Annotated in this window: 14 protein-coding genes; 3 read left to right on the top strand and 11 right to left on the bottom strand. The window is 44.2% G+C overall.

All coding sequences use genetic code 11. The features are described from left to right. Nucleotides 1-16: 16 nt before the first annotated feature. From ABID99_RS25240 to ABID99_RS25210, 7 genes are all read right to left on the bottom strand, one after another. A complete protein-coding gene (locus ABID99_RS25240; RefSeq protein WP_373615477.1) occupies nt 17-667 on the bottom strand; it encodes a nucleoside recognition domain-containing protein in 651 nt (216 codons plus the stop codon). After that, nucleotides 609-2,132: a ferrous iron transport protein B gene (gene feoB, locus ABID99_RS25235; RefSeq protein ID WP_373615476.1), complete on the bottom strand. Its 1,524-nt coding sequence runs from the start codon at nt 2,130-2,132 to the stop codon at nt 609-611. Before feoB ends, ABID99_RS25240 begins: the two co-directional genes overlap by 59 nt. A 10-nt stretch (nt 2,133-2,142) precedes the next feature. Beyond that, nucleotides 2,143-2,358: a ferrous iron transport protein A gene (locus ABID99_RS25230; protein WP_090532383.1), complete on the bottom strand. Its 216-nt coding sequence runs from the start codon at nt 2,356-2,358 to the stop codon at nt 2,143-2,145. Between the two features lie 432 nt (nt 2,359-2,790). Beyond that, the gene (locus tag ABID99_RS25225) at nt 2,791-2,943 is read right to left on the bottom strand and encodes a hypothetical protein (RefSeq protein ID WP_188833653.1); all 153 of its coding nucleotides are present in this window, start codon (nt 2,941-2,943) and stop codon (nt 2,791-2,793) included. Continuing rightward, the gene (locus ABID99_RS25220; protein ID WP_188833652.1) at nt 2,940-3,329 is read right to left on the bottom strand and encodes a VanZ family protein; all 390 of its coding nucleotides are present in this window, start codon (nt 3,327-3,329) and stop codon (nt 2,940-2,942) included. Before ABID99_RS25220 ends, ABID99_RS25225 begins: the two co-directional genes overlap by 4 nt. Nucleotide 3,330: 1 nt before the next feature. Continuing rightward, the gene (gene gcvH / locus ABID99_RS25215; protein WP_090532379.1) at nt 3,331-3,711 is read right to left on the bottom strand and encodes a glycine cleavage system protein GcvH; all 381 of its coding nucleotides are present in this window, start codon (nt 3,709-3,711) and stop codon (nt 3,331-3,333) included. A gap of 123 nt (nt 3,712-3,834) precedes the next feature. Then, complete coding sequence (locus ABID99_RS25210) at nt 3,835-4,812, bottom strand: tetratricopeptide repeat protein (RefSeq protein ID WP_373615475.1); 978 nt, start codon at nt 4,810-4,812, stop codon at nt 3,835-3,837. Nucleotides 4,813-4,921: 109 nt separating this feature from the next. Between ABID99_RS25210 and ABID99_RS25205 the strand changes: the two genes are divergently transcribed. The 3 genes from ABID99_RS25205 to ABID99_RS25195 all read left to right on the top strand — a co-directional run bounded on the left by ABID99_RS25205 (nt 4,922) and on the right by ABID99_RS25195 (nt 7,545). Then, nucleotides 4,922-6,133, top strand: coding sequence for a serine hydrolase domain-containing protein (locus ABID99_RS25205; RefSeq protein ID WP_373615474.1), 1,212 nt, complete (start codon nt 4,922-4,924; stop codon nt 6,131-6,133). Nucleotides 6,134-6,258: 125 nt separating this feature from the next. Beyond that, nucleotides 6,259-6,573, top strand: coding sequence for a YbaB/EbfC family nucleoid-associated protein (locus ABID99_RS25200; protein ID WP_373615473.1), 315 nt, complete (start codon nt 6,259-6,261; stop codon nt 6,571-6,573). A 294-nt stretch (nt 6,574-6,867) separates the two neighbouring features. Further along, complete coding sequence (locus ABID99_RS25195) at nt 6,868-7,545, top strand: metal-dependent hydrolase (RefSeq protein ID WP_373615472.1); 678 nt, start codon at nt 6,868-6,870, stop codon at nt 7,543-7,545. 215 nt (nt 7,546-7,760) lie between these two features. Here the strand turns inward: ABID99_RS25195 and ABID99_RS25190 are convergent, their stop codons facing one another. The 4 genes from ABID99_RS25190 to polA form a co-directional block, all read right to left on the bottom strand. After that, nucleotides 7,761-7,946 carry a hypothetical protein gene (locus ABID99_RS25190; RefSeq protein WP_188833649.1) on the bottom strand — a complete coding sequence of 62 codons (186 nt, stop codon included), beginning with the start codon at nt 7,944-7,946 and terminating at the stop codon, nt 7,761-7,763. A 72-nt stretch (nt 7,947-8,018) separates the two neighbouring features. Next, nucleotides 8,019-9,281 carry a glucose-1-phosphate adenylyltransferase gene (locus tag ABID99_RS25185; protein WP_090532368.1) on the bottom strand — a complete coding sequence of 421 codons (1,263 nt, stop codon included), beginning with the start codon at nt 9,279-9,281 and terminating at the stop codon, nt 8,019-8,021. After that, on the bottom strand, nt 9,278-10,702 hold the full coding sequence (locus ABID99_RS25180; protein ID WP_373615471.1) for a glycogen synthase: 1,425 nt from the start codon (nt 10,700-10,702) through the stop codon (nt 9,278-9,280). Before ABID99_RS25180 ends, ABID99_RS25185 begins: the two co-directional genes overlap by 4 nt. A gap of 412 nt (nt 10,703-11,114) precedes the next feature. Then, nucleotides 11,115-13,922, bottom strand: a complete 2,808-nt coding sequence (gene polA, locus ABID99_RS25175; protein WP_373615470.1) for a DNA polymerase I — start codon at nt 13,920-13,922, stop codon at nt 11,115-11,117. Nucleotides 13,923-14,065 lie beyond the last annotated feature (143 nt).

Here is a 14,065-nt window from a genome sequence, read left to right as displayed (position 1 = left end):
ATCCATGAACTAAAAATTACTTGAGCCAATGGTATACGATAAAGCTCGCCGTATAAGCCAGCGCGGTCATATAGGCAAACTGGGCAGCGGGCCAGCGCCAGTCTTTGGTTTCGCGGTAAACAACGGCCACTGTACTGGCACATTGCATGGCGAAGGCATAAAACATCATGAGGGAGAAAGCCACCGCTAAGGTAAATACCGGCTCTCCGGTTTGCGGATTTTTAGCCTCGTGCATTTTTTGCTGAACCGATTGCATCTTATCGGCATCGCCCTCCACGCTGTAAATGGTGGCCATGGTGCCCACAAATACCTCGCGGGCAGCAAAGGAGCTGATGAGGGCTATACCTATCTTCCAATCGAAGCCAAGGGGTTTAATAACGGGTTCAATAACATGACCAAATACGCCGGCGTATGAGTTTTCCAGTTTTTCGGATGCGATAACTTTGCTGAGGCTATCCGGCGTCATGGTTTTGGTATATTGAGGCTGGGCGTATTGTTTATCTATCTGGGCAAACCTGTCGCCGGGGCCATATGATTTCATTACCCACAGGATCACCGAGACCGCAATGATCACTTTACCGGCCTGCAGTACGAACGTTTTTGAACGGTCATACATCGTAAAGATCACGTTTTTCCACCTTGGCATGCGGTACACGGGCAGTTCCATAATAAAATAGCCGCGTTCGCGGGCTTTTGAGGATAAACTTCATCACAAAAGCCACAATAACCGCCGAAAAGATGCTGAGCACATACATCGCCGTAAGCGCGAGGCCCTTCATATTAAAGAGCCACCAAACGTTGCGGTTGGGCACTACCAATGAAATAAGCAAGGTATAAACCGGTAAACGGGCAGAGCAGGCTACCAGGGGGGTAACCATAATGGTGATCATCCTGTCTTTCCAGTTTTCGATAGTGCGAGTACTCATGATAGAAGGCACCGCGCAGGCAAAACCGCCGATAAGGGGTACTACCGATTTGCCGTTAAGCCCTACCTTGCGCATCACCTTGTCCATCATAAAAGTAACGCGCGACATATAGCCTGTATCTTCCAAAATGGAGATGAGCGCGAACAGGATGGCGATCTGCGGGATAAATACCAATACCCCACTCAGGCCGGCCAATACCCCATCGATGATGAGGCTGCTCAGCGGACCGGCTGGCAGTATTTTAGCGGCGCCGGCCTGCAGCCAGATAAACAGGTTTTCGATGAGCGACATCGGGTATTCCGACCATGAAAAGATAGCCTGGAATATGAACAGTAAGATGGCGAAGAAGATCACAAAGCCAAACACTTTATGGGTAAGGATCTTATCTATCTTATTGCTTATGGTTTCGTCGTGCGCCGTTTCAGCTTTTTTAACCGTATCGTAAAGCAGGTCGTTGATGAAGTTGTACCGGGCGATGGTTTCTGTAGCCTGTGCCTTTTGCGAGTGGAAAGAATGCTCCTGCTCCAGTTGTTCAATCCGGTCGCTCTCGGCTGCTGAAAGGTAGCTTAGCGTTTCGTGCTGGTGGGCAAGTTGCAAGGCTATATATGGATTTTCAACCTGCATCTCCCCTTTTATTTGCGCTATGATGCCCGGCGCGATGCTTTCGATATCAATAGTATCCTGTTGCAGCGGCACGCTGTTGGCAAAAGCAATGGTGCTTTTAAGCTTGTCAATGCCTGTATTTTTCCTGGCAGAAATAGGGACTACCGGAACGCCCAGTTTTTGGGCAAAAAGATCAATATTAATTTTGATGCCCGCCTTGTCCGACACATCTACCATGTTAAGCGCCACCACTACGGGGATCTTGAGATCCGCAACCTGGGTATAAAGCAGCAGGTTGCGTTTTAAATTGGATGCATCAAGGATCACCACAACCAAATCGGGCACCATGCCTTTTGATTTATCGGCCAGTACCGAAAATACGATGGATTCGTCTTTACTTTTGGGATAGATGCTGTAAGTACCCGGAAGGTCAATTATTTCGGCCATGCGGCCGTCAGGCAGGGTACAAAAGCCTGTTTTTTTATCAACAGTAACCCCCGGAAAGTTCCCGATTTTTTGATTTAACCCGGTTAATATATTAAAGAGAGTTGATTTACCGGTATTTGGATTTCCTACAAGTGCAACTCTTATATTGGTTTTCAACGCTTACAAACTACTGCAAAATGATGGTGGATGCTTCAAACCTGCGTAAGCTAAGCTGGTAGCCTGATACGCTGATGGCAATAGGATCGCCAAGAGGGGCGATGCGCGAAATGCGGACCTCTTCGCCGGGTAAACAGCCCATCTCCATCAGTTTTACTGACATTTCAAGATCGGTAAATTCCTTTACAATACCAGTTTCGCCTATTTCCAGTTGTGACAGCTTCATCATTTATAATATAAAACGTAGCAAATGTAAGCTTATTTATATTAAATCCAAATAAGATTTGCTATGATGTGCAGATTTTAAATGTGCAGGTGATTTTTGATTTGTAAATGACAATTCGAGATGCAGTTGTGAGGATTTAGATCTGCAGATTCCGGATCGGCAAAGCATAAATTGGGTGCCTTCACTGACACAATTATGTCAGTGTTCAATTTTTAAAAAAGGAGTGTTCAACGTTTAATTTCTAAAAAAAGCAAGTAGCTGATTATCAATGATGATGTGTTCATGTTTGATACTTTGCTAATAGTTAGTAAAATTAAGTATCTGATTATCAGTGATGTTTTTTTGAAAGTAATTGCAAGTGTTTACACTTTTAAAAATTGAACACCCGTAAATTGAATAGTAAATGTGCTTTGCTGATATGGATTTACCTGGCTAAGCCATCATTTGCACATCTGCACATCTGGAATCGGCAGATTTAATTTCCCCGAAATGCGGACAGCCGCAACCCTTATGGAAAATGCCGCATGATGAACCTGCTGTTAACAGCAGCGCGCCTAATAAAATAACCAGTTTATTTTTTTTCATTTTTTTCCAATTGCCTCAACAGTTAGCATTACACTAAAAATCCCCATACACGCTCCAAGTACATCGCAAAAAAGATCGTTCCAGTCGCCGCTGCGCCAGGTAAAAACAGATGCCTGCAGCACTTCAATAAGCGCCCCGAAAAATACACTGGTTGCCCATATCACGAATGCCCTTGTATACGTAATCTGCCGTGGTTTTTGTTGCCTGATAACGCCAAAACAAACCAATACAATAAGGGTGAAAAACAAACCGCAGTGCGTGAGTTTATCAAAGCCCCTAAAAAACAGCGGGGATTTATCAACAGAATCAAGATGTACCGAGCAAATAATTAAAACAAATAAGGCCCACAAAATAGCGGGCCCATGATATTTTAAAAACAGCTTCATCTTATACGCCGATAACCGTTTTATAATCGCCGGCAGATAAAAGTGAGTCAGCATCGGCAGCATCAGCTACGGTGATCTTTACCATCCAGCCTTCGCCATATGGGTCGGTGTTAACCAGTTCGGGTTGGTTATTTAATGCCGGGTTAACTTCTGTTACGGTGCCGGCAACAGGCATAAACAGGTCTGATACCGTTTTTACTGCTTCAACGGTGCCAAAAACTTCGTCTTTAGCAACCTCTTTACCTAATGAAGTAATATCAACATACACAATGTCGCCCAGTTCGCTTTGAGCAAATTCGGTGATGCCTACGGTAGCTACATTGCCTTCAACCTTAATCCACTCGTGGTCTTTGGTGTATTTTAATTCAGCCGGAAAATTCATGTCGTTAAATTTTGTGTGCTCAAAAATAGTAAAACTTTGGCTTTCGCAATTATTGATATGTAAATTATAAAATCATCATTTTCTATATGGCATAGCAATGATTTATCAGCGATAAATTTGTAATTAAAACTTTCTTTCGGCAGATGCCATCCAGTCATCCAGGGCCTTCCGTTGGTCTGGGTTGTTTTGCAGCCACTTTGCTCCCGCTGTTTTATCGGCGCTTAAGCTAATTAATTTAACTGCTGTTGAAAAGCTTTGAGATTGGGCCAGCTTATAAAAGAAAGCCGCGTAATAATCCCAAAAGAAGGATTGCCTGCCCGGCTTTTCGCCAAGTTTGCCAACCGCCGTAAAAATGTTTTTCAACTGGGTTTCCAGCTGACCGCCAGAAACCGAAACGGCGGCGCTTAGGGTTTTATTGAGTAACAGGGTTTCCGGATCCGCTTTAGCTGCTTTCAGGTCGCCGCCTTTTAGTAAACTTTGCAGGTTGGTATAGGCTTCATCTGCACGGGGTCCCTCCGGGTCAAGTAAAAGGAAACTACACAAACCCATTAATGCCGGTACCCTTTTGTTTTGGTGGAAAGTTACCAGCCCGTATAAGCGTTGGCTATTAGCATGTTTAGGATCGAGTTTAATGGCTTCAATGGCAGCCAGCTCGGCATCGGCATATTTTTGCGCGCGGAAATAGGCTATCCCCAGGTTAAAATACAGCGGCTGATACCCCGGCTTCAATTTAATCCCCTCTTTATAAGCGTCGATGGCCTGTTGGGGTTGACGTGCAGTATCATAAATGCTGCCCATTAATTCATAAGCAGGCCCAGTTAGGTCGCCACCTGTTTTTATCACTTTGTTGAGATAAGGCACCGCTTCCGTACCCTTGCCTGATGCAGCAAGGCTGAAGGCCAGCTGATAGTTGGCCTGCGCGTTATCTGGCTCGGCGGCAAGTGCCTCTTTATATTTTTCAATAGCCGCCGAATAATTTTTTTCGCTGTTAAGTTTGATACCCTCCTTAATAATACTATTGACATCCGTATTTTGAGCATGCGCCAACCCTGTGCTAAGCACGAGGGCCATAATAAACAAGCCTTTTTTCAACAAAACCATACTTAAACATACTAATTGTGCTAACTAACAGAAAATTTTAAAACTTTAATCAATACCTGCTGTATAATTTCTAATTTTCGCATTCGTTTAGTGTGAGATAAATTGATTTATGAGATTAGTGTACAAAAGCCTGGTAGTGTTTGCTGCCCCCCTGTTACTGTTAGCCTGTTCATCCAAAAATAAAAATAAAGACCAATCGCAGTCGCAGGTTGCCGCCAGGCCGCTTGATACCACCGCGTTGCTGGCCTACAATCCTAAAAATGCTGATAAAAAGATAGATGCCGTAATGCAGGAGCTGCATCGTACCCGCGGTTTTAACGGTAATGTGCTGGTGGCAAAAAAAGGAAAAATAGTTTATGAAAAAGCCATTGGCTGGGCCGACTACCTGCATCGCGACAGTCTGAAAATAGGCTCGCAGTTTGAGCTGGCTTCGGTAACTAAAACTATGACATCAACCGCCATCCTCCTGCTGATGGAACGCGGCAAATTGAAGCTTGACGATGACGTTAAAAAGTTTTTCCCTGATTTTCCCTACGATGGTGTAACTATTCGCTTGTTACTTACGCACCGCTCGGGTATGATGAATTATGTATATTTTATCGACGATATTTACCGGAAAAATCATCTGAACCAACGCAAAGGGCTTACCAATGCTGAGGCTATGAAAATGATTGCCGATTATAAGCCAACGCGCTTCAACGAGCCCAATAAGCGTTTCCTGTATAACAACTCCAACTTTATGGTGCTTGGTTCCATCATTGAAAAAGTGAGCGGAATGAGCTATGCCCAATTTATGCAGGAAAATGTGTTTAAACCAGCCAGTATGACACATACCCATGTTTACTCAAAAGCGGTTTATGATAAAATCCCGGTTGATGTGGTGGGGCACGACCGCGGCCAGTGGCGTTATTCGGTAGTGCAGAACTTTTTGGACGGCCCGGTGGGTGATAAAGGCATTTACAGCACGGTTGGTGACCTGTTCCTGTTTGATCGTGCTCTGCGCGCGGGGTTGTTATTAAAACCGGCTACGCTTGATTCGGCCTATGTGCCACGCAACCCGATGGTGCACGGACATTTCAACTACGGCTACGGCTGGCGTACATTTACAGCACCGGGCGAGGAGGTAATTTATCATACCGGCTGGTGGCATGGGTTCAGGCATATTTACCTGCGGGATATGAAACACGACATTACCATAGTATTGCTTACCAACCTGGCCAACGGCAGTTTATTAAAGCTTGATGACCTGTTTAAAGCTGCTGGCATGCCTATTGTACGTAAAAGTGCATACAATGGTAATGGCGATACCAGTGATGATTAATTTTTTTGGTGAAAGGTTTATTGAGTTGATTTGGTGAGTGGTTTTAATAAACCGATTGATCACCTTTCCTCAATCCGTATTCCAACCATTCACCTAATCAACCACTCACTAAAAACTAAAAAATCATGTTTGATAAATTAATGGAAGCCCAGCAAAAGGCTGGCGAAATGAAAAAACGCCTTGATGCCATCAGTGTATCAGGCACAGCCGAGGGCGGCAAAATAGTTGTGAACGCTAATGCCAATAAAGTGATCCAATCGGTACAGATAGATCCTGATTTTTTAGCCGGTGCCGACAAAGAGGAACTGGAAGAGTTATTGGTTGTTGCGATCAACAAGGCGCTTGAACAAGCCGAAAATATTAGCCAAAGTGAAATGGCTACCATGACCCAAAGTATGTTTGGTGGCTTAGGAGGCCTGGGTAATATGTTTGGGAAATAAAATTATACCATCCCATCTTAAAAATGTCATTTCGATGAGCGAGGGCGGGCAACAGCGGCAGCGCTAAGAGAAATCGTATACGCCATTCATAACAAACTATTCATGGCGGGTTCACAGGCTTAGGAGATTCCCCCTCGCACAATGCACAAGTCAACATGGCTCGCTCTAAATGACATTTTCTTTAAACTTGCAATTCTCTCTGTCTGTTTGAATACCTATGTGTAACTTTTCTGCCACTAAATCAAATCGTTGACATAACTGTTTACTTTTGATCAGATCATAAAATAACATTCTATGAAAACTACTTATTATGGGCAGTCGGCCCTTGAGATTGTAGCTGGTGGAAAGAAACTGCTTTTCGACCCATTTATAAGCCCTAACCCACTGGCAAAGGACATTGACATTCACAGCTTAAAACCCGATTATATCCTGGTATCGCATGGGCATGGCGATCATGTGGCCGATCTGTTGGATATAGCTAAAAGCAGCGGGGCAAAGGTAATTTGCATTGCCGAAATTGCCGGGTGGCTTGGCACCAAAGGGATTGAAAATGTACACGGCATGAACATTGGCGGTGGCTTTAACTTTGATTTCGGCAGGGTTAAAATGGTAAACGCTATACATTCAAGTACTTTACCTGACGGTTCGCCAGGTGGTAATCCTGCGGGTTTCTTAATTTTTGCAGAAGGAAAAGTGATCTATTTTGCAGGCGATACCGCGCTTACCTATGATATGAAGTTATTGGCCGATGAAAATCTCGACTGGGCATTTCTGCCTATAGGTGATAATTATACCATGGGTGCGGATGATGCCATTAAAGCGTCGGCGTTTATCAATTGTAAAAACATCATCGGCATTCATTATGATTCATTCCCGGTTATTAAAATTGACAAGGATGAAGTAACAGAGAAGTTTATCAAAGCAGGCTTGAATTTGAAGTTGCCGGCTATTGGCGAAACTATTGAGTTGTAAAAAAACACATCAAATAAAATAATCGTCATTGCGAGGTACGAAGCAATCCCCATGAAGCAGAGCGGCTGTACAAGTCTCTCTGTAAAGTTTGGGATTGCTTCGTACCTCGCAATGACGGTTGGAGATATTTTCAAACGTAAACAGCCCCGGCATTTTGCCGGGGCTGTTTGCGTTTGATACCACCGGACTTAAACTTCCGGCTTCAGACTAAAGACTTATTTTCTCTTCATCTTCATGGTGTCTTTTTTCATGATGGTATCTTTTTTCATTTTTTTCGTTTTCTTCTTCTTGGTAGTATCAGTTTGCATAATGCCTTTTGAGGGGCGAACTACTGTACCGTGAGCGAAAACGCTGCTGAACGAGATCGCTGCTAAAGCGATCATACATAGTGCCTTTTTCATAGTTGATTATGTTTTAGATGGTTAGTTCTATCTATAACAAATTAACTATGGTTTGTTTTTTTTATTTTTTAATTAAATAACCGTGCCGCTTGGTATTATAGCCCGTTTCTTAACTACAACAATGCCATCCTGCACGGTATGGGTTCCATAGTCACCGTCTTCAAGTTTTTCGCCGCAGTTGATGGTTACGTTATTACCGATGTAAGTATTTTTATCGATAATGGCGTTTTGGATATGGCAATTATCGCCTATACCCATAATTGGCGAACCGCTTTCTTTACATTCGGCAATTTCCTCAAGGGTTTGGTAATTATCGCTGCCCATTACGTAACAGTTTTCGATAATGGTATTAACTCCAATGCGGGTACGAATCCCTATTATAGAATGGATGATCTGTTTGGCATTGATAATACAGCCGTCGGCAACAATAGATTTTTCCATCAGCGTGCCTGATATTTTTGACGGCGGCAACATGCGCGCACGGGTGTAGATCGGGTTTTTATCAAACAGGTTAAACTTGGGGATGTTATCGGTTAAACCCAGGTTGGCCTCGAAAAATGAAGGGATAGTACCAATATCTGTCCAGTAGCCTTCGTATTGATAGCTGGCTACGCGATGGCCTTCAATTGATTGTGGGATGATCTCTTTACCAAAGTCGGTACGCTCGTTGCCTTCAAGCAATTCATATAGCAATTTTCGATTAAAGATGTAGATACCCATTGACGCCAGGTATACACGGCCTTCAGCTTCCATCTCCGGACTAACCTCTGACGCCCAACTTTCAAAATTGCTTTTAGGTTTTTCGATAAATGAGGTGATCATGTTGTTTTCGTCAGTTTTCAGGATCCCGAAACCCGGAACGTCAGCCGCATCAACAGGGATGGTAGCTATCGAAATCTCGGCATTGGTTTCGATATGATGGTTGATCATATCTTCAAAATCCATCTGGTACAACTGATCGCCCGACAGGATCAGCACATACTCAAACTCATGGACCGCCAAGTGGTGTAAGCTTTGCCTCACAGCATCGGCCGTACCCTGAAACCAGGCCACGCTTGATGGTGTTTGCTCTGCCGCAAGAATATCAACAAAAGCATCACTAAAACTGCTGAAGTGGTAGGTGTTTTTGATGTGCTTGTTTAACGAGGCCGAGTTAAATTGCGTTAACACATAAATACGCGTAATACCCGAGTGCAAACAGTTTGAAATGGGAATATCCACCAAACGATATTTACCCGCAATTGGAACTGCCGGCTTTGACCGCGTTGCGGTAAGCGGTGATAAACGGCTGCCCTGGCCGCCACCGAGCACAATGGAGATTACTTTGGATGTCATAAAGTTAGTTTTAAGCTTTCGTATAGTTCAGTGTATTGTTGTGTTGAGCGTGCCCATGAAAAATCAAGGGCCATCATTTGCTTGCGGAGCTGCTGCATTTTTGCGATATCCTGGTAAAGTTGTTTTGCCCTGAAAACCGAGTGGCAAATATCTTGTACGCTGGCCTGTACAAAGCGGATCCCGTAGCCTCCCTCATCGCCAAAATCAATGACAGAATCTTTCAATCCACCAGTAGTACGTACAATTGGCATGGTGCCGTAACGCAGTGCATAAAGCTGATTAAGGCCGCAGGGCTCTACCCGCGATGGCATCAGCAGGAAATCGGCCCCGGCATAAATCAGGTGCGCCAATGACTCGTCATAGCCAATAAAAGCATTACAATGTTCAGGATATTTATTTTTAAGCTGAAGCAGCGCCAGTTCATTTTCCTTATCGCCGGCCCCTAATATGATAAAGTTTACTTCGCCTTCGTTTTCGAGCAGGCTGCGCTCAATGGCGGCTGGCAACAGGTCGGCCCCTTTTTCAACAACCAGGCGACCGATAAAAGTGAATAACGGTTTTTCGGGATCGAGCTCAAAGCGTTTGCAAATAGCTTCTTTATTAGCCCTTTTGCCTTTGGCCAATGTTTTAGCCGAAAATTTGGTTGGGATCATTGGGTCGGATTGCGGGTTCCAAACCTCGGTGTCGATGCCGTTCATGATACCGTAGCCCTTTGCCCGTTCAATGTAAAACAGGTACTCCAAACCATTGGAGTTATAAGTAAGCTCCTCCAAATAAGTTGGAGACACCGTTGTATAACGCCAGCTGCATTTAACCGCGGCGGCAAGTGGGTTGATCCCGCCCGCCCAGTCAAGCAAGCCCGTTTTGGTCAGGTCAATTTCAGGTAATAAGGATAGCCTGTCCCAGCCGAAAGCGCCGTGGTACTGGCCGTTGTGTATGGTAAATATGGTTGGGGTATTGGCCAGCCTTGTATATAGTTTGGAATGATAAAGTAAAAACGGGACTAACCCGGCGTGGTGGTCATGACAATGGATCAAATCAGGCGTTTGCTGTGAATAACTGATCCAATCTAAAAATGCCAATTGAAAAGCCATGAACTGGTCGCGCTCATCAGGGTAACTGTAGATATTTTCCCTGTCGAGCAAGCCAGGAATTTTTACTAAATAAAGTTCAAAACCAAGTTTATTTGTTTTCTCTTTCAGTATCTCGAAGAAAAGTCGGCGATTACCGAGTAAGGTTGCAGCAGCAAACACAATTTCAAAGTCGTTTTCCTGGGTAAACTTACGATCGTAAAAAGGCATAACAACCGCAGCCTGCAAACCTGCAAGGTTCTGGTACTTAGGCAATGCGCCAACAACATCGGCAAGCCCGCCAACTTTAGCAACGGGATAGCACTCGGCACTCAAATGGTATATTTTCATTCAGGTTTTATTGGCTCAATTTAAGCAAAGATTACCAAAAGAGAAACCCGCGGCAATTAATATAGTTTTGTAAAATTTAGATTAAAAGCGCTGAAATTTTATTACCGTTAAGATGTTATAGTTGTAAAAATGATAGGGAAAAAGGAAAGGGATAAGTATAGGTTAGTGTATTATGAAGAGGGAAAAATAGTCTTATATTGCAAAATGCATCATAAATTATAGATATGTCATTGCGGTGTCCGCCAGGATAGCCCGAAAAATTAACTTGCGCTCGTTTGCAACGAGTGCTTAACACGGTTAGGCGATTGCATCGCCAGAGATGCGTTTTAAACGCAAGCCCATATTAAGCGCTCGTTACAAACGAGCGCAAGGATCACATTTTTTAGAAGCTCCCCTTTAGGGGGCTGGGGGGCTAATGCGCCTCCAGCCAGTTTAAGCCAGTTCCAATCTCAACCATGATCGGCACTTCGGTTTTAATGGCGGTTTTCATGTTATGCATAATGATCGGTTTCACGATCTCTACTTCATGATTCGGAACGTCAAACACCAACTCATCATGTACCTGCATAGTCATGCGGGTATCCAGTTTTTGTGTCTTAAGTTCTTTGTGGATATTGATCATGGCTATTTTGATCATATCGGCGGCTGAACCCTGTATTGGGGCGTTAATAGCATTTCGCTCGGCAAAACCACGAACGGTTGCATTGGCCGAATTGATATCGCGCAAATAGCGGCGGCGGCCCATCAGCGTGCACACGTAGCCATTTTCGCGGGCGAAGTTCATGGTATCGCTCATGTATTGTTTAATGCCGGCAAATTGGATAAAGTATTGTTCAATAATTTCGGCAGCTTCTTTACGCGGGATCCCCAGGCTTTGCGATAAGCCAAAGGCCGATTGCCCGTAAATAATACCGAAGTTAACAGCCTTGGCATTGCGGCGCTGATCGCTGGTTACTTCATCAAGCCCGATGCCGTAAACATTAGCAGCTGTTGCCGTGTGGATATCGTGGTTATTGATAAAGGCCTGCATCATGTTAGGATCTTTGCTGATCTCGGCAATGATGCGCAGTTCTATCTGCGAATAATCGGCGGATACGATGGTATGATTGCTATCTCTCGGGATAAAAGCTTTCCTTACCTCGCGGCCGCGCTCGGTACGGATAGGGATATTTTGCAGGTTGGGGTTAACGCTGCTTAATCGGCCTGTTGCGGCAACAGCCTGGTTGTATGATGTATGTACTCTGCCTGTTTTAGGGTTCACCATCTGCGGCAGCGCGTCTACATAGGTCGACTTTAATTTTTGCAGCTGGCGGAAATCCAGGATATCGCGCACAATATCACTTTTGGCAGCTAATGAAAGCAATACATCCTCTCCGGTTTGATACTGGCCAGTTTTGGTTTTTTTGGCTTTAGGGTCAAGCATCAGTTTTTCAAACAAAACCTCGCCCAGTTGTTTTGGCGATGCAATGTTGAATTTTACGCCTGCTTTTTCATAAACTGTTTTTTCATATTGGGCAATATCTGTTTCCAGTTGCTTGCTAAACTCACGCAGGGTATCATGGTCTATTTTCACTCCCTCGTACTCCATATCCGCCAGTACATAAATAAGCGGGTGCTCTATCTCGTTCACCAGTTTTTCGCCTTCAACCTCTTTTAGTTTAGGCTCAAAAACATCTTTTAGCTGCAGGGTGATGTCGGCGTCTTCGGCTGCGTATTCTTTAATTTTTTCAAAATCAACATCGCGCATATTGCCCTGATTTTTGCCTTTGGGCCCGATAAGTTCTGTTATGGAAACCGGTTTGTAGCCCAGGTAATTTTCCGACAGGATATCCATATTGTGGCGGGTATCCGGATCAAGGATGTAATGGGCCAGCATGGTATCAAACAGAGTTCCTTTCACTTCGATGTTGTACCATTTCAGCATCAGGATATCAAACTTAATGTTTTGCCCTATTTTTCCGATATTTTCATTTTCAAGCACTGCTTTAAATTCGGTAACAATGCTTTGTGCCCCGGCCTGATCGGCAGGGACGGGTACATACCAGCCCTGCCCTGGTTTAACAGAAAACGACAGGCCTACCAGTTCGCAATGATTAGGATCGGTACCGGTGGTTTCGGTATCAAAGCAAATGGTTTGCTGCTGCGCTAATATTTTGATGAGTTCGGCGCGTTTCTCAACAGTGTCGGCCAAATGGTACTCATGCGGCGTATTGTTAATGTTTTTGGCAGCGATGATCAGGTCCTCACGAATATCTTCCACATCAACCGTCATGGTGGTACGACCAGTTGCCGTTGGATTGCCAAAAAGATCGATCTGGGTTCCGGCCGGTTTCAGTTCAGTAATACTGAAATCATCACCAAATACACGCTTGCCTAAAGTACGGAACTCTAATTCGGCAAAAAGCGGCTCTAATAGTTCCTTACTTGGAGCGCATACTTCGAGGCCTTCTTCATCCAGTTCAACAGGTACATTTAGCAATATGGTAGCCAGTTTTTTCGACATCAGGCCCTGCTCTTTAAACTGTTCAACGTTTTCGCGCTGCTTTCCTTTAAGCTCATGGCTATGCTCAAAGATATTTTCCATCGAGCCATATTGTTTAATAAGGGCTTTGGCCGTTTTTTCGCCGATGCCCGGAATACCCGGAATGCCATCAACCGCATCACCCCATAGGCCTAAAATATCTATCACCTGGTCAACACGCTCAATTTCCCATTTGGCCAGTATCTCTTTAACGCCTTGTATTTCCATCTCGTTGCCCATGCGGGCCGGTTTGTAAATGAAAATATTGTCTGATACCAATTGGCCAAAATCCTTATCGGGAGTCATACAATAAACAGTGTAGCCCTTTTGCTCGGCTTTTTTTGCAAGGGTACCGATGATATCGTCGGCCTCGTAGCCATCTGAAGTAATAACGGGGATGTTAAAGCCGAGGATAATTTTTATTACATAAGGTAAAGCTTTTGCCAAATCTTCGGGCATGGCTTCGCGGTGAGCTTTGTAGCCTTCAAAATCGGTATGTCGTTCGGTTGGTGCTTCGGTATCAAAAACCACGGCCATGTGGGTGGGGGCCTCCTTTTTCAAAACATCCAGCAGGGTGTTGGTAAACCCCATCATTGCCGAGGTGTTTAGCCCGTTTGAGGTAAACCGCGGTGTTTTACTTAAAGCAAAATGCGCCCGGTAAATAAGGGCCATGCCATCCAAAAGAAATAGTTTTTTCATAATATCATTGACACTAATTGCACGAATTTAAGCTAATTGACTCGAATTTTTTGATGCCGGTGTTTATGCAAAGAACACGATTTTTAATGAATTGCATGGTTTTAATTTCATTATCAATTTGTGTAGTTCGGTCACATTCGTGA

The sequence above is a fragment of the Mucilaginibacter sp. OAE612 genome, assembly GCF_041806395.1.
Classification (GTDB): Bacteria; Bacteroidota; Bacteroidia; order Sphingobacteriales; family Sphingobacteriaceae; genus Mucilaginibacter; species Mucilaginibacter rubeus.
The sequence above is the reverse complement of the archived record's forward strand: the minus strand, read 5'-3'. Positions and strand labels throughout refer to the sequence as shown.

Coding starts and splice junctions, on each gene's coding strand:
- ABID99_RS25240 (WP_373615477.1), bottom strand. CDS start 667: ATGGAACTGCCCGTGTACCGCATGCCAAGGTGGAAAAACGTGATCTTT.
- ABID99_RS25230 (WP_090532383.1), bottom strand. CDS start 2,358: ATGAAGCTGTCACAACTGGAAATAGGCGAAACTGGTATTGTAAAGGAA.
- ABID99_RS25225 (WP_188833653.1), bottom strand. CDS start 2,943: ATGAAAAAAAATAAACTGGTTATTTTATTAGGCGCGCTGCTGTTAACA.
- ABID99_RS25220 (WP_188833652.1), bottom strand. CDS start 3,329: ATGAAGCTGTTTTTAAAATATCATGGGCCCGCTATTTTGTGGGCCTTA.
- gcvH (WP_090532379.1), bottom strand. CDS start 3,711: ATGAATTTTCCGGCTGAATTAAAATACACCAAAGACCACGAGTGGATT.
- ABID99_RS25210 (WP_373615475.1), bottom strand. CDS start 4,812: ATGGTTTTGTTGAAAAAAGGCTTGTTTATTATGGCCCTCGTGCTTAGC.
- ABID99_RS25205 (WP_373615474.1), top strand. CDS start 4,922: ATGAGATTAGTGTACAAAAGCCTGGTAGTGTTTGCTGCCCCCCTGTTA.
- ABID99_RS25200 (WP_373615473.1), top strand. CDS start 6,259: ATGTTTGATAAATTAATGGAAGCCCAGCAAAAGGCTGGCGAAATGAAA.
- ABID99_RS25195 (WP_373615472.1), top strand. CDS start 6,868: ATGAAAACTACTTATTATGGGCAGTCGGCCCTTGAGATTGTAGCTGGT.
- ABID99_RS25190 (WP_188833649.1), bottom strand. CDS start 7,946: ATGAAAAAGGCACTATGTATGATCGCTTTAGCAGCGATCTCGTTCAGC.
- ABID99_RS25185 (WP_090532368.1), bottom strand. CDS start 9,281: ATGACATCCAAAGTAATCTCCATTGTGCTCGGTGGCGGCCAGGGCAGC.
- ABID99_RS25180 (WP_373615471.1), bottom strand. CDS start 10,702: ATGAAAATATACCATTTGAGTGCCGAGTGCTATCCCGTTGCTAAAGTT.
- polA (WP_373615470.1), bottom strand. CDS start 13,922: ATGAAAAAACTATTTCTTTTGGATGGCATGGCCCTTATTTACCGGGCG.